We start from the raw sequence: 21163 nt of genomic DNA, 5'->3' as shown, positions 1-21163 counted from the left end.
GAACTTACAGTTTGGACAGAATGCCGACTGCACCAATGTCGATGAACTTTTGCCTCATATAATGCACAAGTTCCGTTCGAGCACAGTGGATATAGTCCCATGGTTGAACGTTTGTTATATCGGTTAACTGACTACGAAGAGCATTGGCAAAAATAATCTTTAATTCTGTGCCGATATTCAGTTTTGCAATACCACAGCGTATGGCACGCGTAAGGTCTTCAGGTAGTATTCCTGAACCTCCATGTAATGCAAGAGGAATCTGAGTTATCTGTGAAATTGCTGTAATCCTATCAAAATCTAAAGAGACCTCATTTACATACATACCATGTTGATTGCCGACGGACGGCGCTAGGCATTGGATACCCGTTTCATGAACAAATTCCAGGGCTAATTCTGGCGCTGTAAGATACGTGTCATCATTTACGTAGTCATCTTCAACGCCACCGATTCGGCCAAGCTCAGCTTCCACCGATGCCCCATAAAGGCGCGCTAGGCTCACGGCACGTCGTACGAAGTCAACATTTGCTTCGTAGGATAGCTCGGAACCATCAGCCATGATGGAAGTGTAGCCAGCACGCAAACAGCTCTCAATTGTATTGAGATTTTTCGAATGATCTAAATGTAAGACAACGGGCACACCATACTGTTTTGCGGCGGCTTGACAGATTGCGGCCATAGTCTCAAGCCCAGCATAAGATATCGTCTTTTCGGATATCTGGATGATCACAGGAGATTCCACTTCTGCCGCTGCCATCACGGCAGCCTGCAACATTTCCATGTTATGTGCGTTAAAGGCTGGAATAGCGAATTTGTCTTTCAGGGCCAGCGTGAATACATGCCTTGAATCAATTAGTCTCACGGAAATGTCCTCCTCCCCATTTTGAACCGTTTAGCAACCGGAGCGCAGAACCTGCTCCCCCGCTTAAATTTATTGGACATTTCTCCCTTTCCTCAATTGCCAGTCACTACCGAACAAGTTTTGCCTGTTCATCGGATTATACGGATGTTGAGAAGCCGTAGACCGGCAAAATTCAATACCCAATCCTGGTGCCGTCGTGACATCTATATAACCGTTTTTTACACAAATTTCGGGAGAAATCAGGCCCTTGGTCCACTCCTCATCAAAATCACCAAAGTACTCCTGAATAAAAGAATTAGGACAGACGGAACTCAATAATATGCTCTCAATTGACGAAATTGGACCTTGGGGATTGTGAAATGCGACTGGAACTCCAAACGATTCAGCTAGGGCAGCAATCTTTTGTGCCGGACGGAGTCCTCCAACATGCACGATGTCTGGCTGTATCACGGCTAACGGTCCGCATTCGAGTACCTCCCTGAAGTCCTCAAGTCGGAACAATCGCTCTCCCGTGCCAATCGGAACTGGAGATTTATGAATAATTTCTCTCAGTCCGTGTAAATCATAGGGAAGTACCGGTTCTTCAAACCACAATACGCCAAAATCAGCTATCCGCTTCGCGATTTCATAGGCAGTTGCAAAATAAAATCGTGCATGGCCTTCTATTATCAAGTCGATTCCGTTCCCAGCAGTTTCTCGCACAGCTCGTATGATTTCTAGTGATTCTTTCAATTCCTGAAAGGTTAGCGTATACTGGCTTGAACCAAACGGGTCAAACTTAAGTGCTGTGTAGCCTTTATCTATTACTGCTTGGGCAGCTCTAGAGAACCCTTCAGGTGTCCGTTTTACCCTATACCAGCCATTGGCGTAAACTCGAACTTTTGGACGGAGACTTCCTCCTAGCAATTGTGTAACGTTAAGACCCGAGACTTTTCCTTGAAGGTCGAGCAAAGCTGCTTCAACGCCTGCTAATAGAGTGTTGATGAGGATCCCTGGGGTATATGTCTCACGTCGGATCTTTTCAATTATAGAGTTGGAATACCAAATATTCGTGCCAATTATATCTGGCTTTAGATCTTCTAAGGTTTTCACCAATCCCATCGTTCGGTGCTCCAGCGTGGCCTCCCCAAATCCACTGATACCTTCATCCGAAGTCACCTCGAAGATAATCCAATTTTTCCATTTGTTTCCTACGATGTGTGACCGTACATCTGCAATTTTCATACCATTGCACCTCTTTCAATAATTTTGGTTGGGCGTTCGTTAGACATTGACATCTGACACTAGCCCTTTACTGCTCCTGCCGTTAATCCGCGTACCAACCAACGTTGAATAAACATTACGAGAATTAGAGCGGGCAGGCTTATTAGTGTGGCAGCAGCCATTAGTCCTCCCCAGTCAACTGATGCCTCACCAATGAAGTTAAAGGCTAATACCGTCAAAGGAGTGGTATTAAAGCCTGCCAACACCAATGCAAACAGGAAATAGTTCCACGAGAACACAAATGCCAATACTGATGAGACCGCTATACCGGGCATTGCCATAGGAAGAGATACTTTTAATAGGACTGCCCATCTGCTCGCTCCGTCTACTCTTGCTGCCTCTTCGACTTCATTTGATACATCATCAAAGAACGATATCATTAACCAAATAATCACAGGTAACGTAATGACCGTGTGAGTTAAGATGATGGTGAACACATGATTGGTCATTCCCCACCTCGATGCGATGATAAACCAGGGAATGAGAAAGAGATTTCCAGGTGCCATGCGCGCAATGAATGTTAAAAAGGCATACTTTTTCATTAGAAATTTGGATGCTGCATATGCCGCTGGCACGCCTAGAATCAAACCTAAAATCGTTGAACCGAATGAAATGTACACACTGTTCAGGGTGTCTTGTAAAAACGGGTAATTCTTAAATATGTCAATGTAATTATTTGTCGTTGGTGTAAAAATGATCTTTGGCGGTAAGGTCTGAATGTCCACATCATTTTTGAACGATGAAATCAACATCCAGAACACTGGAAAAAGCGCAATGATGAGAATGATCACTGCTTGAACGTAAATGTGCCTGGGAACTCTCTTGACTGATGTGCTCTGCCCGAAACTCCTTGATTTTATCATTGTGCATACCGCCCCTTTACCGCGTTTAGCAATGCCATCACGGCAAACACGAGAACTAATAACCCCAGCATAAGAGCGCTAGCGTACCCTAAGTTTGAATATTGAAAAGCTTCGAGGTACGAATACACATTGAGCGACAAGGACGAGTTATTTGGGCCCCCTTGCGTCATGATGTAAATGGAATCAAAAATCCGTAATAAATCCACTGCTCGCAACATGACAGCGACAAAAATGATTGGGCGTAACAAAGGAAGTGTAATGTAGCGTAAGGTTTGCCACGGAGTCGCTCCGTCTATTAGCGCTGATTCGAAAGGTTCTTCCGACATTGACTGCATCCCACCGGCTACGATTATGGCAATAAAAGGGGTCCATTCCCAGATGTCTACTATTGCCAGAGATAGCACTACAACATGGGGATTACTTAGCCAAAGAACCGACTTTACTCCAAATAAACTTAGGAAATAATCTACAAACCCCAGACTAGGGTCAAATAATTGGACCCAAATCATCCCCACAGCAACGGGAGGAACTATAGAGGGAATGAACAGCAGACCCCTTAACATACCCATACCCCGGCCGTCACGCCCAAACACGATACCGCAATAAATTCCAAGGACCACCTCAAAGAGCATGGACAGTATAAATATTTCCATTGTTATTCTCGTTGATTTCCAAAATGTTGAAGACCCAAGCATTTGCTCATAATTGTGTAAACCAACAAACACAGAAGAGCCAGCACCAATATGCCACTGAAAAAATGACACATAGAGTGTATAAAGAATTGGAAACCCAATCATCAGTATGGAGAAAAGGAGAGCCGGTAGCATCATGGTCCATGCTACCGTCATATCAGAGGAATACAGTGAACTTCTACTATTCCATTTGAGAAGACCCTGTACTCCACGTTGCTGATAGGCTTCTCTCTCTAGATTCATAGCATCCGCTCCCTACTGTCCACTGATGACTTGGTCAATCTGATTGTCGGCCGATTGAGCTGCCTGTTCAGCTGTGGATTGCTTAAGAATTACCGAATCTACCATATTTCCAATTATCGTTCGCACTTGTGATTCATTCACTGCAGGCGGCCCGACATTGGGATCCCCGTTTTTGAGTGTCTCAGTAACCGCGTCTGCCCATTGTTTGTATTCGTCGTTCTTTAATGTTGCTTGGAACTGAGGGTCGCTCCAGGAAGAAGTTCTTGGACTCGCGATTCCCTTCATTGCCAACTTTAGCTGCATTGACTGGCTGGTACTCCACTGCATAAATAACCATGCGGCGTCTTTATGCTGAGAAAACGAATTCATGGAAATGCCCCATTGCAATTCGGTAGGGTGGTTTCCCCCGGGCCCTGCCGGAAAGGGGATGACCCCAATATCATTACTAACTCTCGATTGTTGTGCGTTTGTAAGTGAAGAAAATTCATTACTTGAATCGAGTTCCATACCAACTTTGCCTTGCTCGAATAGCGACGAAGATTGAGTGAAAGTGTAATTTACAACACCCGGAGGACCATACTGGCTAGCTAAGTCGGCATATAACTGCAAGGCCTTCACGCCGCTTGGACTTGCCAAATCAGACTTCCCATTGCTGTTGTACCAATGTGCTCCCATATCGTGAAAAAATGGTCCGTAAGTATATGCCACTGCTGCAGGAAGCCCTCGTAAAGTAATTCCATAAATACTACCGTTTGTATCTTTCTCAATTTGTGCGGCCGCAGTGGTTAGATCGGAAATGGTTTTTGGAATCGGGATATTGTATTTAGAGAAAAGGTCTTTCCTGTAGAAAATGACAGGTCCTTCGACGATAATCGGCAACCCCACTAATTTGTTATTAATCGTTTCTCCAGCCAACGGACCGTTTTCAAAGTCAGACAGATTATAACCGGGGGCAGTAAGTTTCGGATTATTTAAAAAAGGAGTAAGGTCCGTGTAATATCCGGCCTTTTGATATTGAAGCCCTTCTAGTGACTTTAGAGACATAAATACGTCAAAATCCGACGAATGCGATTGTAATGATATCAATGCCTTTTGCCGTGCTTGTTGCTCTGGATAAATTTCTAGGTTCACCTTAATTCCAGTCTGGTTTTCGAATTCCGAAATGTAGGGCTTTATAGCAGTTGTCCAGGGGTGCTGTTCCACTAATAGATTAATCGTTTGGCCCGAATCTTGTTTCCAGTTGAAACCATCGCCGGTTTGGCTTGTATTCTGGTTGTTCGATTGGCCAGAATTTGAGCTGTTCGATGAATTTCCACCACAACCTACCAGTACAAAACAAAGAACTGCTGACAAACCACTGACATACAGATTTTTCTTTCGAATTTTTACGGCCATATTAAAACCCCCTTGTGTAATTGGGCTCGTTCCACTAGTTGAAGGAATATTTAGATAAATATTCGTCTTACTAATCATTGTGACGAATGAATCGCCTTGAGAAGCGATATTCACTGTACTCCATGGTCGTCATGAGCCTGCGGTATTCCATAACAAACTATACTGTGACAATGTACTTGAGAGTCTAGAGTCGTCCTTTAGGGCTGAGAGCGAAGGAGAAAATACATTGCGACTACCTGCTCCCATAAGTTCCTGTGCTAGCTTCCAACCTCTAAATCCACCTAACGACCTACAGATGTCCCCTAAGTCAGCCAACGAAGTTTGAAGTTCACGAGCGAGAACCCAATTTTCATCGTCAATAGCTCTGTATAGGTCGGAAATAACATGCGGTACGATATTGGCACTGGCACAAATTGTCCCATGCCCGCCTACAATTGTTGATGCTAGCAACATATCGTCGGATCCCGTCAGTACCTTAAATTCTAATGTCCTTGTACGATTAACCACACGCTGAAAATACGCGAAGTCTCTACTACTGTCCTTGATCCCAGCAACTTGGTTGTGTGAAGCCAATTCCTGAACGACATCCTCTGGAATAGAAACTTTAGTAAAACTCGGAATGTTATAAATAATCAAAGGGAGTAATGACTTATCACAAACATTCAAGTAGAAATGGTAGACTTCTTTCGAATTCATACTGTAGTAAAAAGGTGGAGGTAGTAGCACAACATCTACACCGGACTCTGCAGCATCCTCAATTTCCTCGAGAACTTCATCTACAGAACAACCGAACACGCCCGAAGAAAGCAACATTTCCGGTGATTTAAGCAAAGCAACATGTCGACGAACCTGACCTCTCATCCGTGGGGATAAACTAGGCCCTTCACCTGTCGATCCCAATACCGAAATTCCAGTGACTTGCGTATATCCTTTTAACCATTCAACCTTACGCTCTAACCGTTGAAAATCGACTAGGCCCTGATCGTCCGTCGGAGTGATACACGCTACATGTATCTCTCGCCCTTCAGGTTTCATGCGTCTCCCTCCATGGTGTTAATGAGTTGTTATACACCTGTTACAAATTCACCAGAGTCTACAACCTCGACAAATTCATTTTCCACGTCTTTTCCGTTTGGATCCCACTTGATAATAGCTGCAGCAATCAGGCCTAGAAGTGGGCAGACTATGAGAATTATCAACGTGTATGAAAGCCCTAGGGAAGCAAGAAGTACCGGAAAGAAGAAAAATCCGATAATACTGCCGACTCGACTAGCAGCCTCGGAGCCACCTGTTCCAAGTGCTCGAAGTGTCGTCGGATAGGAGAGAGCCGCCATGGTTTTGCCTTGGGCACCGGGTCCCATCGAATGTCCAAAGATAAACGTCGCAATGGGCAAAGCCCCAAGCAATAATGGAACATAGCCATTCGTTAGCCCAGCGAATAACAAGCTGGCAATGACGATCAGAAAGCCCCAGATGGCCAGCTTCCGCATACCATAACGCGTGCTTATATACGCGCCAGTGAACCCGCCAATGATACCAAAGAGGTTGAAAATAATCGTGCCCGTGACACTATGAAGCAATCCCTTGCCAAAAACAAATGTTGAAATGACGGGAATGTAAAAGCCAATCGCATAGTACTCCAACGACTGCGTGGCTGAGATGGTCATGGCAAGAAGAGAACGCGATCGATATTTTTTACTAAATAGAATTGAAAATGGGACGGTTTTGCTTCTGTTGACCGACTCGACTGTGCTTGCCTTGACTTGTACGGTTATGCCATACGTTCGTTCGACGATTTTCGCTGCGTCAAAGAGCGGAAGATTGTTTGCCGCCCACATTGGACTTTCATTCATGTAGAGATACCTTAAAATAAGCACAATTAAGGCGAGAAAGCCCCCAAATCCTACGGACCAACGCCACATGGTTGCGCTTACACCCAAGAAATAAAGCACTAAGGCAAGGATGCCTGAAAATACTGTGGCGATATACCAAAAACCTTGCCAAAAGTTAACGTACCGACTCTTCTTGTTTAAATTACTGAACTCTGAGATGAAACTGAGAGCTACTGGCATATCCATGCCGACTCCAAATCCCATCAAGAATCGGAAGATAAGCAACCAGGAATAGGTCGTTGACAGTGCCGCACCTAATGCGGCAACCACTAGTAAAACAAGATCGAGCATGAAGACCAAGTTCCGCCCGTACTTGTCAGTAATACGTCCGCCAACCAATGCACCAATGAGTGCACCAAGTGCCATGATAGATGTCACGAAGCCAAGTGTGAATGCTGATAGGTGAAACAGTTGTGTAATTTGATTACTTCCTATTCCTAGGCTGACGAAGTCGTAGGCATCGATAAACACACCGCCAAGCGCAACAAAGATCAGTAAGATGCCTCTCCTTTGCACTGGGTTGGAATTGACAAATGCAATAATATCGGCCTTTGAACTGACCATCAGTTGACCGGAGATCATGCTTCTTCCTCCTTAGATACCTCGCGAATCAGTCCCTCACTCCTACTGTCACTCGATCTTCTTGCTGACGCCACATCACTCTTATGCATTTGTCCTCAGTTCAACACATGCCGAATAACCTTATATACAGCGTTCGTGTCCTCTTCTCCATACCCCTCTGCTTGGGAAATTTCGAAATACTTCAGGGCCAACTTACTGAATTCTGCTGGGTGTGACCACGCTTTGGCCATTTCTACACCAAGCCGGAGGTCTTTTACTGTAAGGTTTATGGAAAATCGAGGTGCATAGTCTTCCTCCAACAACCATGGTCCCCTAAGACGCAGTTGATAAGAGTCTGCACCGGTTTCCGCTAATAAACCGTGCAGCAACCGCGCATCAATACCTGCACGCTCACCGAGCCGTAGTCCTTCGGCTAAAATCGCCATATTGGTCATTCCTATTAGATTGCTAATAATTTTAAAGGCTGTTGATTGTTCTACATCCCCTAGGTAATAGACTGGAGTGCCAATTTTCTCGAGCATTGCTCGGTGTTGCTCAAATACTTCTTTACGTCCTCCGGCAAAAATGGGCTCTGTCCCTTCCTCCGCTTGTTTCGGCCCTTTTCCTAAAGGACACTCGAGGTACTGAATTCCCCTTACTGCAGCAATGTCGGATAAGCGTCTTGCCGTCAGGGGATCGATCGTGCTTACATCAATTACAGTCGACCCCTGCTTCATGTATGTCATGACACCACCATCACCAAGGAGCAATGATTCTAAGTCAGCGGGCAATGGTACGCTAGTAAATACAACGTCAGCGTCTGTAACTGCCTCCGATACATTGTGTGCCTGCTTTCCACCAATAGCGGATGTGATGGAAGTGATGGCTTCCTCTCGAATGTCGTAAAGATGTACCCCAAAACCATTACGTATCAGGTTCTTTGCGAGTCCACTGCCCATTCGACCAAGACCAATAAATGAGATCTTCACGATAGCTTTACCTCCAATTTCCTCAGTAGCTGATAGAGACAAACTTTGTTTCCAGATAGGCGTCCATGCCCTGCCAACCGCCTTCTCGTCCCCAACCACTTTCCTTTACGCCACCGAATGGAGCTTGCACAACCGTTGGTACTGGGTCATTGATACCGACGATGCCATATTCGAGTGCTTCAGACACTCGGGTAATGCGACCGAAATCCTTTGTATACGCGTAGGCTGCGAGGCCGTATTCGGTATCGTTCGCCAGACGCAACGCCTCTTCTTCAGTGTCGAATCGGCGAATACCAATCAGCGGACCAAACGTCTCTTCCTTGGTCAGCAGCGCATCGTCCGGGACATTAGCAATGAGGGTTGGTGTATAGAATGCTCCCGGTAGGTCAATGCTCGGGACACTGCCACCTGCCACGACGCGACCACCCCTTGCTATAGCATCCTCCACTTGCCGAACGACATGGTTGCGAGATGCCTCATCAATCAGCGGGCCAACTTCAATATCTGGCTCCAGACCGTTTCCCACCCGAAGTGACCTTACTGCTGCAATCAACTTATCCTCAAAAACGTCGGCAATCCCACTTTGTACATACAATCGGTTGGCGCAAATACACGTTTGACCTGCGTTCCTGTACTTTGACGCGATCACACCCTCTACAGCTTTATCGACATCCGCATCGTCGAAGACGAGAAACGGCGCATGTCCCCCTAATTCCAATGACAACTTTTTAATCTGTCCCGCGGCTCCGGTTATCAACGAACGCCCTACTTGTGTGGACCCAGTAAAGGACACCTTCCGGACTGCTTGATTGTTCAGGAATTGGTTCGCAATCATCCGAGCGTTTCCGGTAACGAGGTTTACCGTTCCGGGTGGGAATCCAACTTCGTGGAAGATGTCAAACAAAGCAGCTGCCGTCAAAGGTGTTGCGGATGCAGGCTTTAATACAACCGTGCACCCCGCAGCAAGGGCTGGGCCAATCTTTCGAGTGACCATAGATGCAGGAAAGTTCCACGGCGTAATTGCGCCGACCACTCCAACGGGCTGACGGATGACTTGCAGCCTTTTCCTTCTCGTGGAAGCCGGGATTATCTCGCCGTAGATGCGCTTGGCTTCCTCACCTGACCACTCTAAATAATCAGCCGCAATGGTCACTTCACCACGAGCTTCTACCAATGGCTTACCTTGTTCGGAAGTCAGAATGCGGGCTATCCTTTCGATATCCTCCATCATTCTTTGCGCTGCGGCCTTTAACAACCGTGCCCGTTCTTTCGCTGGTGTTGCAGCCCACTCGGGGAATGCCTTGGTCGCTGCGTCAATCGCGGCATTTACAATACTTTCATTTCCTTCCGGTATTCTTCCGACGGGTTCGAGTGTTGCTGGATTGATTACCGTAATCCACTGCGGCAGTTCCTTCACCTTGTGTCCACCCACGTACAAACCATAATTTTTAAAAGTCACACATCATACCTCATTCCGTATCGATGATTCACCAACGTTCACAACGCACGAGCATCTTACTCAGCACTGACTGTGCAAAAACGATGGAGCTCTGGCAGGACAAAACTCGCCAACTTTTCTTCGTCAACCTCGATCCCTAAGCCGTGTCTAGCACCTAAGGTCGCTTGCCCGTTTTTAATACTCCAGTCACCTATCATTGTATCGGATAAAGGATTTTCATTTGTATCTATCTCGACCTTTGTCACGACATCCTTCCATGCGGCTGCGACGTGTAAGGCAAAGGCATGGCTCACAGGTAATCCAAGAACGTGGAACGCTACTCCGGTTATTGTTCTGGGGCCGTGTAAAATCATTGATTTAGCGGCCCATACACCCCCAACTTTACACAGGTCTGGTTGGAGCACACGAAGTTTTATCGAAGAAACAGCAGGTACCGTGGGGACGTACCAGTTCTCACCCGAAGCGACAGAGTCATATTTTTCAGTAATGATTCGATATCCCTCTGTGTCATACGCTGAAATGGGCTCCTCGATCCAACCAGCACCCGACTCAGTATAGAAAGATAACTCATGCCCTGCAGTAGTGCGGTCCCAAGCCTGGTTTGCATCCACCATCACATTCCCATCACCAACCATTTTGACTGCGGACTTGAAATGATTTCGGTCTTGCTGTGAATCAAAACCTATCTTGATTTTGACCTCTTGGAACCCAGCACTCAAAGCATCTGTGATTCTTTGCTCCAGATTACTGGGATCAATACCGCTTCCGTAAACAGATACACGGTGGACGTTGTCTAAGTTTGATGGTTGAAGCAGTTCGTACAATGGAACACTTTTTCGTTTTGCTTCCAAATCCCAAAGTGCACACTCAACTGCACTAACCGCCTGGGAGTAGGGCCCAATACCTCCCCATTGAATCACCTGGAGTAAATATCTTGCGTAAAGGGTTGGTATATCGCCTGGATGTATTTCCTGTCCCACAATCTCCTTCAGCAAGTACGATAAGACCATCGTTCGTTCTGCAGGCCCCCAAGGTGGAAAGTTAACCCATGATTCTCCCCAACCAGTAAGTCCAGATTTATCCTTTAATGACAGGAGAAATCCCGGGCGTTTTCGCATTTCGCCAAAGCTAACGCGTATCGGATGATGTAATACGGCTTGCATCGGCCAGATTCTAGCTTCAATAATCTCCACGATAATTTCATCCCTTTGAACAGGAAGGTCACCGGATCGATTGGCGGATAATTTACTCCCAATGCAACTTCATGTATTATGCATTATATATTATTACGAATCAGATTATTATACAACATTAAAATTATTCAGTTTATTGATGTTATCGTTTTTTATTAAATGAATAAGATGGCTCATCGTTGAGGCACTGAAGGGAGATTGCCATATGACATTTACGACCTTAACAGACCACATCTATAACGACATCCGCAATGAAATTATTTCTGGAGAATTTAAACCGGGTGAACGATTAAAAGAACTGGACTTGGCGAAGCGCTTTAATGTAAGTCAGACCCCCGTTCGTGAAGCTCTTGCACGGCTATCGCAAGAAGAATTAATTCAAATTGACAGGTATCGCGGAGCAACCGTGTCCGTTTACACCGCACAGGATTTTCAAAATCTGTACGACATTCGGATTTTTTTGGAACTACCAGCCATACGAAAGGCAGCGGAATGTATCACGGACGAGCAGCTAGGCTTCGTACAGTCACTTCTAGAGCAGGGTGAGTTAGCCCTGAAGGCAGGAGATCGTTCCCAATTTGAACACGTCGACCTCGAATTCCACAAAGTACTTACCGAGTGTGCAGAAAACCCTTACTTATCGAAGATGACACGTTCCAATCAAGAAAAACTACAAACTATCCGTAAGGTGATTGCAGTTACACAAATTGGCCCAAAGTCGCAGCGTGACCACGAGTTAATTGTAGATGCCCTAGTAGCACGGGATTCGAAACGCGCAGAATCCACACTACGCGATCACATTCTACGAACCAGAGATGAAGTACTAGATATAATAGCATCCAGCATAACCCAATCTGGACAAGAGTTTCTTTCGAATTAGAAGTACTAGAAAGATGGATGCATATGTTGAGTTAAAAGCATTGGAGTACTCTTCTTGATACGGACGCACATGGTACACTCAAGTAAAATACACGCTACCCTAGAACGCCGAGCGGACTAGGTCGATCAAGACAGCGGTAAACAAGCATTTTAAAAATTGTCAAAGAAGTCAGTCGGTTCATCGGGTTTTTTGATTGGGGCCGAAAAGGGTGCTCTTCTCTGTTGGGTTCTGGTGCAAAGATTAGGAGCCACTTGAAAGCCATTCTGATGTACCAGCTTTACACACGTAAGGACGAGACAGGTCGTAACAGGTCGGGTTACAACACTCACCTGTCTTCTCTAAACAATACCACTCCCTACGCCGTGGCTCTGTTTGGTTGATACCGCGAGTCAACGCGCTACGAATCGTTGGCAGCGTTTTGGAGCGTTGCCATGCATGGCACAACTTTGCCTATTGCGCGCGCTCCATAGCCGGACGCATTGTGGTTATTATTATCGTTAACATGCTGACGTTCAAAATCATGTTCATTATTTCGCTTGGGTCCCACCAATAAACAGATTTGAGTGGTCTCACGTTGCATGCACGAACGCTTGATGGTTATAATATACATAAGTTGATCATTAACGTCAGTGGCTGTTACGTGTCCACAAAACGGGGCCACTCGGTGCTGGTAACACCAAGTGACCCTAAATGTACCAAACAGTCGCCCTTCAAGGGGGCTGCTTCTCACGGGGATAGACCGCAACCTTTTGTCGGAGGGCGGTCTATTTTACTATATCGTTAACAGGCAAAGCCTGAAGGAAACCTCATTTCCTCCTATTGACTGCCAGCAAAGGTACGATGAGAGTAGCAAAGCTAATCATCAGTGTTAGGGTTTGAAACACTGTCAACAAGGCCTCACCTCCCCTCCTCAGAGGTGAAGCAACCCCCATGAAAGCATTACTGTTGATACCAATTTAAGTATAGCATAGGCGTAGATTTGCCAATAGGGTTCATGGATTCAAGCTGGATTCAATGTCTGAAGTGTACCGTACATCCTAGCATTAAACACGCATGGCCATCCAAAGCGAGGATACATAGTTGAAGAAGTTTGTATGGATGACACTCATTTGCTGCCTATGCATGGGAGTGGGCGCACTGCTCGGTTACCACAGCGTGCTATCTGCCCAGTCATCATCGAATGTGAGCGGATCGCCAGAAGTGACAGTGAAGACGAAAACGCCCGTTCGGGTCATGGCAATCGGCGGATCGGCGGCTTATGGGGAGAAAGACACCGTCGGTAACGGTGGATATCTAGGTCGGGCCATGTCAACATTGTCGAAGAAGTCACGTGTACAGTACGACTTTACCAACGAGTCACGGATTGGCCAGGGGCCGCATTATTATGTAAACCGAATGACTGCCTTGCTCCGTCAGGACAAGCCTTCCTTAGTGGTCATCTCGTTTGGTCTACTGGACGATCTTTACGCCAAAACGCGTCAATCTAAGATCAATCAAGACATTATACAAGAAATAATGGATGCCCTGAAGGTTCACGCTAAGGTCGTAGTCATCACCCCACCAGTGACCGGTGCATCCTACGTGGAGTTTGCTGATACCGAGGGCCCCGCCGTTCAGTCCATGGTAAACGCCATCCGGAATCTGCATGAGTCAAATGTCCACGTCGTCGACCTATTTTCCCAAACGAAAAGCTACCTGGCGTCCCATCATCAGACCTGGAAAACGTATGCGGCCGATGGTTGGCACCCGAATCCAAGCGGCTATGCATTGTATGCTTCCCTTTTGGCCAACGATCTGCAGAAAGCCACCTGGCTGCCCAAGTGATGCGTTGTACGCGGTCGAATTACTTTTCCCCTACTTTATGGCGTCAATCGTCAGTCGGCAGCCCCCTATGTACACCTCTTGATTACTTCTGCGTGACGGGGGTCTCCGGTGTCATGTGTGCGCGACCCTTGAGGAGCCCGCGGAACAAGTGCAAGTTGAGCAAAATAACGCCGCCAATGATGGCAATGGCGCCGATGATGGTCCAGCTGTAGATAGGTTCTCTGAGTGTAAACCGTCCTACGATCACGGCAATGATCGGGGATATGTACGTCCACGTCGAGGCCAGCAAGGCACCAATTCGCTCGATGAGCCAGTAGAACAAGGTTGATGCGATGATTGATCCGAAGATGGTCAGGTAAACGAGTGCCCCTATTCCAGCTCCAGCTTGATGCACTGTGCGAACAGGAAGCTCACCTGTGAACACGGATAGCAACAAGAGTCCAATACCTCCAAACAAGCATTGAAATCCATTGACGACAAACGGGGACATCCCATCCGCCAAGGCACTACGTGACTGCAGTGCACCAACGGAAGCCATGATTTGCGCTACAAGCAGGACAAAGGTGTTTAGCAACCAATGTGGGACACCGCTGTGTAAGCCCGGCCAAGCGACTGCAAATACACCGACAAAACCGACTGCCAGGCCTACATATTGCATGCGAATGATAGTCTGCCGATACACGAGACGACCAAGAATCATCACGATAAATGGCATCGTCGCAGACATCAGAGCTGCATACCCGGAGGGGACATATCGCTCCGCGTCATAGACGATGGCAAAAACGCCTGTAGTCGTAAAGAACCCGACGGATGCGAGTCGAAGGTACGAGCGAAACGACTGCGGAAATGATTTTCGATCTCGGACGGCTACAATGAATAGAGTTACCAGTCCAGCCGCGCAAAATCGAATGGCTGCGAATAGAAATGGCGGCATGCCAGCGTTGTCCCCCACCCGAATGCCCAGGAATGTCGTCCCGTAAATCAAACACATGACTATGTAGGCTAGACCCACCATCTCCATAACCTCCAAATGTTGACGTCGCTACATTCCATTTTCTATGATCTTTGGTATAACAGTAAACACTTGACCATAACAGTTGGCGGTGACCGATGTGTTCCACATTTATCGAAATGGCGCGCAGTCCTTGACGGAACAGATAGTGCGAGAGATTTCGGGCCGGATCGAGACTGGAATGCTTGAGAAAGGCGCCCGTCTCCCGTCGATCCGGCAGATGTCTAAGCAGCTTGGTGTGGCCCTGGAGATGTTGTGGCCGTCGAAGCGCCGACCTACCCCGGAGCGTTGGATGTGTTTCGAGCACGCGGGTCCGTCATTCTACCTGTACCGATGGACGAATCCGGGATGCGAATGGATATCCTCGCGAGACAGGCAGACGAGACGCCACCGAAATTGATCTATACCATGCCGGCCTATCAGAACCCGACGGGACTGGTTATGTCGCAGAAACGGCGAGCTGAACTTCTCGACTTCGCGGAAAGTTACGGATGCATCATACTGGAGGATGATTCCTTTGGCGACAGCGTACTAGAAACGGGGCCGCTTCCCATTAGGGCCATGGATCGGCAAGGGCATGTGGTCCACATACGGGGGTTCAGCAAAGTCTTTTCCCCTGCTTGTCGGATGGCTGCCGTGAGTGTCTTCGGTAGTTTACGAAATCGCTTGATTGCGGCAAAATCCATTTCCGACTTAGGGAGTCCCATTTTGACCCAACTGGTCATGTCATATTACCTAAATCAAAGTGATTTGCCAGAACGGCAACACTATCTCACACGCGTTTCAAAGCAAACTAAACACAGTACTCACGACTCTGTCGGCATACGCGCCACAGGGAGTACACTGGACGAAACCCACCGGCGGTTTTAATGTTTGGTTGACGTTACCGCATCATGTAAACACGGACGAGTTGCTCATTCAGGCCATCAACCAGGACATCTCATTTTTGCCGGGATCCATGTGTTATGTTGACGGTGTCCTTCACAACCAGTTACGGATTTCCTTCTCTTATCTGTCCGATGACGATCTCGCCCAGGGCGTACGTCGATTGTGTACCTTACTTCAAGAAGCTATGCAATCGGAACCACACAGTCACTCCCCTACCATTTAAGAAGTATCCGTGCTCTCGCTCAATCCAAGAGACCGGTCGTCAGGCACTCGCAGTATATAAGGGAAAAGGTTGTTGGTCGACTAGGAGACACCATGGAGGGTTTGATGGATGGAGTGGACAATGGGTCCATCGGTAGAACGGGATCATCAACCCATTGTCCGTTGATCGACTGTCACGAGGGTAGATTCAAGCTGGCCAGTCAAATAGACGGTCGATTACCTCCAGCGACACGTAAATTGACTCCTTGCGCAGCAAAACCTCAGATCATGGCAGCGATGCGCTCGTGGATTTTTTCCTTTGGGAGAATAAACTGCGTGACCGTTCCTTCCCCAACCCGTGCCCTGTCATGTTCAGCCCAGACGCGACACACCACTTTGTTGCCGGCCACTTCGGTTGTCTCAGCAACGAACGTGACTGTTTTCCCTTCGGGTGCGGGAGCCAGGTGATGGACGGCGATGCCGCCGCCGATACCTTCCTCCCCTTCCTCCAAATAAGGCAGAATGACGAGTCGCGAGACCCACTCCATGTAATGCACCATGGTCACTGTAGAAAGTGTCGGGTGCAGGCTTGTGCCTTCAAAGGCTGGAAACATATCGTCCGTCACCGTGACGTCTAACCGTTCCTGATGTCCGACTGATAAGCCAGGCTTCACACATTTCCCCTTCTTTCGACCTCACTGTCAGCAGATTTTACTTGCCTCGAAACTGTGGTTTGCGTTTTTCCAGGAATGCAGAGATTCCTTCGTGATGGTCATACGTTTGGCTTGCACGTGCTTGAAGTTCTGCTTCGTTGTCCAACGCTTCACTTAGCGTGGACACCATACCTTGATAAAACGCGCGCTTTGTTAGGCCGATTGCACGGGTCGGCAATTCCGCCAAACGTGTGGCCAATGCTGTGGCCTCGTCGAGAACCGTTTCGTGTGGTACGACGCGATTGATGAGTCCAACTCGGAGTGCTTCGTCGGCGCTGATGCGCTCTCCAAGCATGGCTAGTTCCATGGCCTTCGCCAGACCGACTTGTCGGGGTAGAAACCAGGTGCTTCCCGAATCAGGAACGAGACCAACGTGCACGAACGCTTGCACGAAAGAGGCTTTGTCGGAAGCCACTTTTAGATCACAGGCAAGTGCGAGACTGACTCCGGCTCCTGCGGCAACACCGTTGACCGCCGTGACAATTGGTTTCTCAAGACCAGTAAGTTTTTCAATGATTGGGTTGTAACCTTCTTTTAAAAGCGCTTGATAATCGATGGACTCGCCCGTTTGAACGGCGGTAAGGTCTTGGCCAGAACAAAATGCTCTCCCGTTCCCTGTGAGCACGACCGCACGGACATGGCTGTCCCCCTCGATAATCGTAAGTGCATCAACGAGTTCTTGATGCATCAGCGGCGTGAATGCATTCAGTTTGTCGGGACGATTGAGCGTGATCGTTGCGACGGCGTCGTTTGTCTTTAGCGTTATTGTTTCGTACATTCAATCAGCCCTCGACGACGTCGCCTATCATCATGTAGACAATGTTGCCAGCGAATCCCATGACATCTTTGGCAGCGGCCTTGCCGTCCGGAGTAGACATGGATGCCTTTAAGGCTTCTTCATCAGCAAAGTACATCTCAGCCATGATATAGTAGTCAGCATCCGTGCCCATCGGCGTGCCGAGGACCTTTGTAATTTCAATCTTTTGAAGACCTGGCATCTTTTTAGCAAGCGGTAGATGAACATTCGTGTAGTGATGGTCAAAAGCAGCCTTATCCTCCGGCTGGCGATACATTGCGATTAATTTCACCATTTTTGTTGTCCTCCGTTTCAAATGAATGGAAAGTGTCTAAGGCCAGGGTACCATTTGTTCGAATATTTTCATTAGGCTTGATAGAGTTTTCTCTTGTCGACCACACGCACTGCTTTACCTTCACTGCGGGGTAGCGTTCCTGGCTGGCAAAGTGTCACACTTGCCGCAACGTTGAGCGTATGCCGAATTGCTTCATTCAATTCCTCGTGGAGTATTCGAAAAGCTTCGTGATGGACATCGAATGTGCCCACTTGGTGAATGAACGATTCGGAAACCTCGACTGAGATACTCAGTTCGTCAAGTGTGCCCGATCGGTCGACGATAATTTGATAGTACGGCGAGAGTTGGGAGTTGGATAGCACGACTGCCTCGACTTCAGACGGGAAAACATTCACACCCCGGACGATGAGCATGTCATCGAGCCGCCCTTTTACCCGTGACATTCGCACGTGCGTCCGTCCACAGCGGCAAGGGTCTGGATACAAGAAGGCGATGTCTCCCGTCCGGTACCGGATCATGGGCAGTGCTTCTTTCGTCAGGGTTGTGAAGACGAGTTCTCCAAGTTGTCCATTTGGCACGGGCATTCCCGTTTGCGGGTCAACGACCTCAACGTAAAAATGGTCCTCCACAATATGCAGGCCATCCTGTGCTTCCGCGCATTCGATCCCGACACCCGGACCCATCACTTCCGACAAACCGTAGACATCAATGGCTTTGAGTCCCAGTTTCTCTTCGAGCTGCTTACGCATCTCCTCTGACCATGGTTCCGCACCAAAAATGCCATAGTCAATACTTGTCTTCCGTGGATCTTTTCCCATTGATTCCATTGTTTCAGCGATGTTTAGGGCGTAAGACGGAGTGGCCGCAATGCCGCGCGGCAGGAAATCTTCAATTAAAGTGATTTGGCGTGTGGTATTTCCTCCAGACACAGGAACAACTGTCATGGGCACTCGCTCGGCGCCATAATGGAAACCGAGTCCACCTGTGAACAGTCCGTAACCATATGCAACGTGAAACACATCATGCGGACGTCCACCCGCCGTTACAATGGCGCGTGCGACACACTCCGCCCAGACATCGACATCGTGTCGCGTATAGCCAACCACCGTTGGCTTTCCTTTTGTTCCAGATGATGCGTGGTAGCGTATGACATCTTTTTGGTTGACGGCAAAGAGCCCAAATGGGTAGTTATCTCTCAAATCCTGCTTGCACGTGAACGGGAGCCGGACGATATCGTTTAAACAGCGGATGTCATCCGGATGAATGTTTAAACGGTCCAGTCTGTGCCGATAAAACGGGACACATTCGTACGCGAGTTTGACTGTCTTCTGCAAGCGATTAATCTGCAACTGAGTCAGCGTCTCTCTTGGAATCGTTTCGACATCTGGTTGGAACATGACCGAAGTCACTCCCTTGACGGAATCTGGATTCTCGACTACTCACCCCAAAGCACATTACACGCGCTTCATGGCCTCAAACGGTTGGCCACAACTGTTGCAGTAGAAAATTGCCCGGCAGGCAGTCGGACCGAACAAGTTCTCCACGTTCGTGTCCCCTTTGCCACAGTAGGGGCAGGTTGGGCGTATCTTTTTATCACCTTCGCGTACGGGAAGTGCGATGCCAAATCGCCTCAGTTTCTCGATTCCATCATCCGTAATGCGATCAGACGTCCACGGTTCAGTCATGACAAACTGAACGGTTACATCTTGTGCGCCTTCGACCTTTGCGATCTCGCCTTCGACATTTCGACGGATGATTTCAAGTGCCGGACACCCAACAAATGTTGGCAACATCTCAATGGACACATGTCCGTCAATCACGTCGACAGACCGCACCATACCGAGTTCGCGCACACTCACCGAGGGAATCTCTGGATCCTTGATGGCGTCAAGTTGTATGAATACGCTTTCGGAAATCGTTTGATCATCCAATCTGGTCTGCTGTACCACCATCCGTCACCCCCTTTCAGTACAGTCCTTCTACCAGCGGGCACCTGGATCCGAGAAGTAAACTTCCCCCATGATCTTTAGTAGTTGATGAAGCGCGGGGGTATGTTCCCCTCTTCGACCGCTTCGAGTGGCAGGCGCGCCGAATGTTGCTTCGGGCCAACTAAGGCCAGATTCCTGTAGTAGAGATCCGATTCGCTCCAGCCACATGTTGCGAAGTTGTTCCTCCGAACGATTTAAGATTCCAGTTTCGAGGAGCGCGTCACGATGTGGGCCGAGATCGAACAAGTCTCCCGCTAACGGCAATAGCCGCTGAACAGCGTTTTCCAATCGACGCCGGGCTTCTCCCCCAGCCGAGGCAAGCCGCTGGAAGTACGTTTGGATATGCAGGAGATGGTAGTACTCCTCGCGCATGATTTTCTGGGCACCCTGAGCGAGCGGCTCATAGCACGACTCAAGCAATGCGCTTAGACGATTCTGTTCAAACACCTCGTAGAACAACCTGCGTGTTATGGTTTCCGCCCAGTCGCCATTTTCCGATTCCAAGAAGCGGGCATTCCTACGCGTGGCGACCGGGCGCGCGAACGCAAGTTCATCGGCAGACCCTTCGCCGAGCGTCTCAAGCAAACCGTAGAAGAACGTTGCATGACCGATCTCGTCTTGCGCCATACTGGCGAAGGCTACGTCTTCCTCAATGTCTGGTGCCATACCAAGCCATTCGGAACTTCGGTGGCCCACGATGAGTTCATCATCCGCGAGTTGGTAAATAAAGTCCACGAGTGCCATCGACGCACTTGATGCACCTGCTTTGAGAGAGGCTTGGCTCTGTACCACGGCTAGCACCTCCTTTCTCATGGGCTTAGTTCATCGATTGTCATCATTTTCTGTTTAAACGCCTTCCATCGACGTGCGTTGTCGGCGTATCCTCCGACTTCGCGATAACTCCGATCAAACTCCCGTGCAAAGAAGTGCTCTTCGTCGTACGACGTCCCGTGGACTTCAGTCTGCGGCACAACCCATATGTTGACGGCTTTGTCGCGCCTCAAGAAGTTCTCCCTTGCGACTTGTAAAGCGAGCGTTGGGTTTGGTGCGAGCACACTTCCGACATGCACATGGGAATCCAGTTGGCTTTTCTGGACAAAAACCTCATAGACAGGATAGTGTTCTTCGCTGTTTGTGTCGGACATGGCTAGTCTCCC

At 48.1% G+C, this 21163-nt stretch carries 22 protein-coding genes and 1 pseudogene; 4 read left to right on the top strand and 19 right to left on the bottom strand.

Annotation, left to right across the window (positions count from 1 at the left end; all coding sequences use genetic code 11):
* Window positions 1-4: 4 nt before the first annotated feature.
* The 10 genes from NZD86_RS12785 to NZD86_RS12740 all read right to left on the bottom strand — a co-directional run bounded on the left by NZD86_RS12785 (window position 5) and on the right by NZD86_RS12740 (window position 11409).
* Window positions 5-859 (bottom strand): class II fructose-bisphosphate aldolase, encoded by an 855-nt coding sequence (locus tag NZD86_RS12785; protein ID WP_268042171.1) that lies wholly within the window; start codon window positions 857-859, stop codon window positions 5-7.
* A gap of 69 nt (window positions 860-928) precedes the next feature.
* Window positions 929-2083 carry a mandelate racemase/muconate lactonizing enzyme family protein gene (locus NZD86_RS12780; RefSeq protein WP_268042169.1) on the bottom strand — a complete coding sequence of 385 codons (1155 nt, stop codon included), beginning with the start codon at window positions 2081-2083 and terminating at the stop codon, window positions 929-931.
* Window positions 2084-2142: 59 nt separating this feature from the next.
* Window positions 2143-2913, bottom strand: a complete 771-nt coding sequence (locus NZD86_RS12775) for a carbohydrate ABC transporter permease (protein ID WP_268042167.1) — start codon at window positions 2911-2913, stop codon at window positions 2143-2145.
* 68 nt (window positions 2914-2981) lie between these two features.
* Window positions 2982-3920: a carbohydrate ABC transporter permease gene (locus NZD86_RS12770; RefSeq protein WP_268042165.1), complete on the bottom strand. Its 939-nt coding sequence runs from the start codon at window positions 3918-3920 to the stop codon at window positions 2982-2984.
* A 12-nt stretch (window positions 3921-3932) separates the two neighbouring features.
* Window positions 3933-5315, bottom strand: a complete 1383-nt coding sequence (locus tag NZD86_RS12765; protein WP_268042163.1) for an ABC transporter substrate-binding protein — start codon at window positions 5313-5315, stop codon at window positions 3933-3935.
* Between the two features lie 129 nt (window positions 5316-5444).
* Window positions 5445-6350, bottom strand: a complete 906-nt coding sequence (locus tag NZD86_RS12760) for a dihydrodipicolinate synthase family protein (RefSeq protein ID WP_268042161.1) — start codon at window positions 6348-6350, stop codon at window positions 5445-5447.
* A gap of 29 nt (window positions 6351-6379) precedes the next feature.
* Window positions 6380-7789 (bottom strand): MFS transporter, encoded by a 1410-nt coding sequence (locus tag NZD86_RS12755; RefSeq protein WP_268042159.1) that lies wholly within the window; start codon window positions 7787-7789, stop codon window positions 6380-6382.
* Between the two features lie 95 nt (window positions 7790-7884).
* Window positions 7885-8757, bottom strand: coding sequence for an NAD(P)-dependent oxidoreductase (locus NZD86_RS12750; RefSeq protein ID WP_268042157.1), 873 nt, complete (start codon window positions 8755-8757; stop codon window positions 7885-7887).
* Between the two features lie 22 nt (window positions 8758-8779).
* Window positions 8780-10216: an NAD-dependent succinate-semialdehyde dehydrogenase gene (locus NZD86_RS12745; RefSeq protein ID WP_326492562.1), complete on the bottom strand. Its 1437-nt coding sequence runs from the start codon at window positions 10214-10216 to the stop codon at window positions 8780-8782.
* A gap of 56 nt (window positions 10217-10272) precedes the next feature.
* Window positions 10273-11409, bottom strand: a complete 1137-nt coding sequence (locus NZD86_RS12740) for a mandelate racemase/muconate lactonizing enzyme family protein (protein WP_268042155.1) — start codon at window positions 11407-11409, stop codon at window positions 10273-10275.
* 205 nt (window positions 11410-11614) lie between these two features.
* Between NZD86_RS12740 and NZD86_RS12735 the strand changes: the two genes are divergently transcribed.
* Window positions 11615-12289, top strand: coding sequence for a GntR family transcriptional regulator (locus NZD86_RS12735; protein WP_268042153.1), 675 nt, complete (start codon window positions 11615-11617; stop codon window positions 12287-12289).
* An 806-nt stretch (window positions 12290-13095) separates the two neighbouring features.
* On the opposite strand, the gene NZD86_RS24755 is transcribed toward NZD86_RS12735, so the two are convergent.
* A complete protein-coding gene (locus NZD86_RS24755) occupies window positions 13096-13221 on the bottom strand; it encodes a putative holin-like toxin (protein WP_407655160.1) in 126 nt (41 codons plus the stop codon).
* 148 nt (window positions 13222-13369) lie between these two features.
* Between NZD86_RS24755 and NZD86_RS12730 the strand changes: the two genes are divergently transcribed.
* A complete protein-coding gene (locus NZD86_RS12730; protein ID WP_268042151.1) occupies window positions 13370-14113 on the top strand; it encodes an SGNH/GDSL hydrolase family protein in 744 nt (247 codons plus the stop codon).
* A gap of 82 nt (window positions 14114-14195) precedes the next feature.
* Here the strand turns inward: NZD86_RS12730 and NZD86_RS12725 are convergent, their stop codons facing one another.
* Entirely contained in the window at window positions 14196-15128 is a 933-nt protein-coding gene (locus NZD86_RS12725) for a DMT family transporter (RefSeq protein WP_268042148.1), read from the bottom strand.
* A 240-nt stretch (window positions 15129-15368) separates the two neighbouring features.
* Here NZD86_RS12725 and NZD86_RS12720 point away from each other — a divergent pair.
* Window positions 15369-15995, top strand: a pseudogene (locus NZD86_RS12720) (aminotransferase class I/II-fold pyridoxal phosphate-dependent enzyme); the annotation flags it as partial.
* A 7-nt stretch (window positions 15996-16002) separates the two neighbouring features.
* Window positions 16003-16236: a hypothetical protein gene (locus NZD86_RS12715; RefSeq protein ID WP_268042146.1), complete on the top strand. Its 234-nt coding sequence runs from the start codon at window positions 16003-16005 to the stop codon at window positions 16234-16236.
* Between the two features lie 259 nt (window positions 16237-16495).
* Here NZD86_RS12715 and NZD86_RS12710 read toward each other — a convergent pair whose 3' ends face one another.
* The 7 genes from NZD86_RS12710 to NZD86_RS12680 form a co-directional block, all read right to left on the bottom strand.
* Complete coding sequence (locus NZD86_RS12710; RefSeq protein WP_268042143.1) at window positions 16496-16888, bottom strand: thioesterase family protein; 393 nt, start codon at window positions 16886-16888, stop codon at window positions 16496-16498.
* 37 nt (window positions 16889-16925) lie between these two features.
* Window positions 16926-17705 (bottom strand): enoyl-CoA hydratase-related protein, encoded by a 780-nt coding sequence (locus NZD86_RS12705; protein ID WP_268042141.1) that lies wholly within the window; start codon window positions 17703-17705, stop codon window positions 16926-16928.
* A gap of 4 nt (window positions 17706-17709) precedes the next feature.
* Entirely contained in the window at window positions 17710-18018 is a 309-nt protein-coding gene (locus NZD86_RS12700; protein ID WP_268042139.1) for an EthD family reductase, read from the bottom strand.
* Window positions 18019-18089: 71 nt separating this feature from the next.
* Window positions 18090-19415, bottom strand: coding sequence for a phenylacetate--CoA ligase family protein (locus NZD86_RS12695; RefSeq protein ID WP_268042137.1), 1326 nt, complete (start codon window positions 19413-19415; stop codon window positions 18090-18092).
* Window positions 19416-19472: 57 nt separating this feature from the next.
* Window positions 19473-19970 carry a 1,2-phenylacetyl-CoA epoxidase subunit PaaD gene (paaD, locus tag NZD86_RS12690; RefSeq protein WP_268042135.1) on the bottom strand — a complete coding sequence of 166 codons (498 nt, stop codon included), beginning with the start codon at window positions 19968-19970 and terminating at the stop codon, window positions 19473-19475.
* A 27-nt stretch (window positions 19971-19997) separates the two neighbouring features.
* Window positions 19998-20798: a 1,2-phenylacetyl-CoA epoxidase subunit PaaC gene (gene paaC, locus NZD86_RS12685; protein ID WP_268042133.1), complete on the bottom strand. Its 801-nt coding sequence runs from the start codon at window positions 20796-20798 to the stop codon at window positions 19998-20000.
* A gap of 17 nt (window positions 20799-20815) precedes the next feature.
* A complete protein-coding gene (locus NZD86_RS12680) occupies window positions 20816-21151 on the bottom strand; it encodes a phenylacetic acid degradation protein (protein ID WP_268042131.1) in 336 nt (111 codons plus the stop codon).
* Window positions 21152-21163 lie beyond the last annotated feature (12 nt).

The organism is Alicyclobacillus dauci (assembly GCF_026651605.1).
Classification (GTDB): Bacteria; Bacillota; Bacilli; order Alicyclobacillales; family Alicyclobacillaceae; genus Alicyclobacillus; species Alicyclobacillus dauci.
The sequence above is the reverse complement of the archived record's forward strand: the minus strand, read 5'-3'. Positions and strand labels throughout refer to the sequence as shown.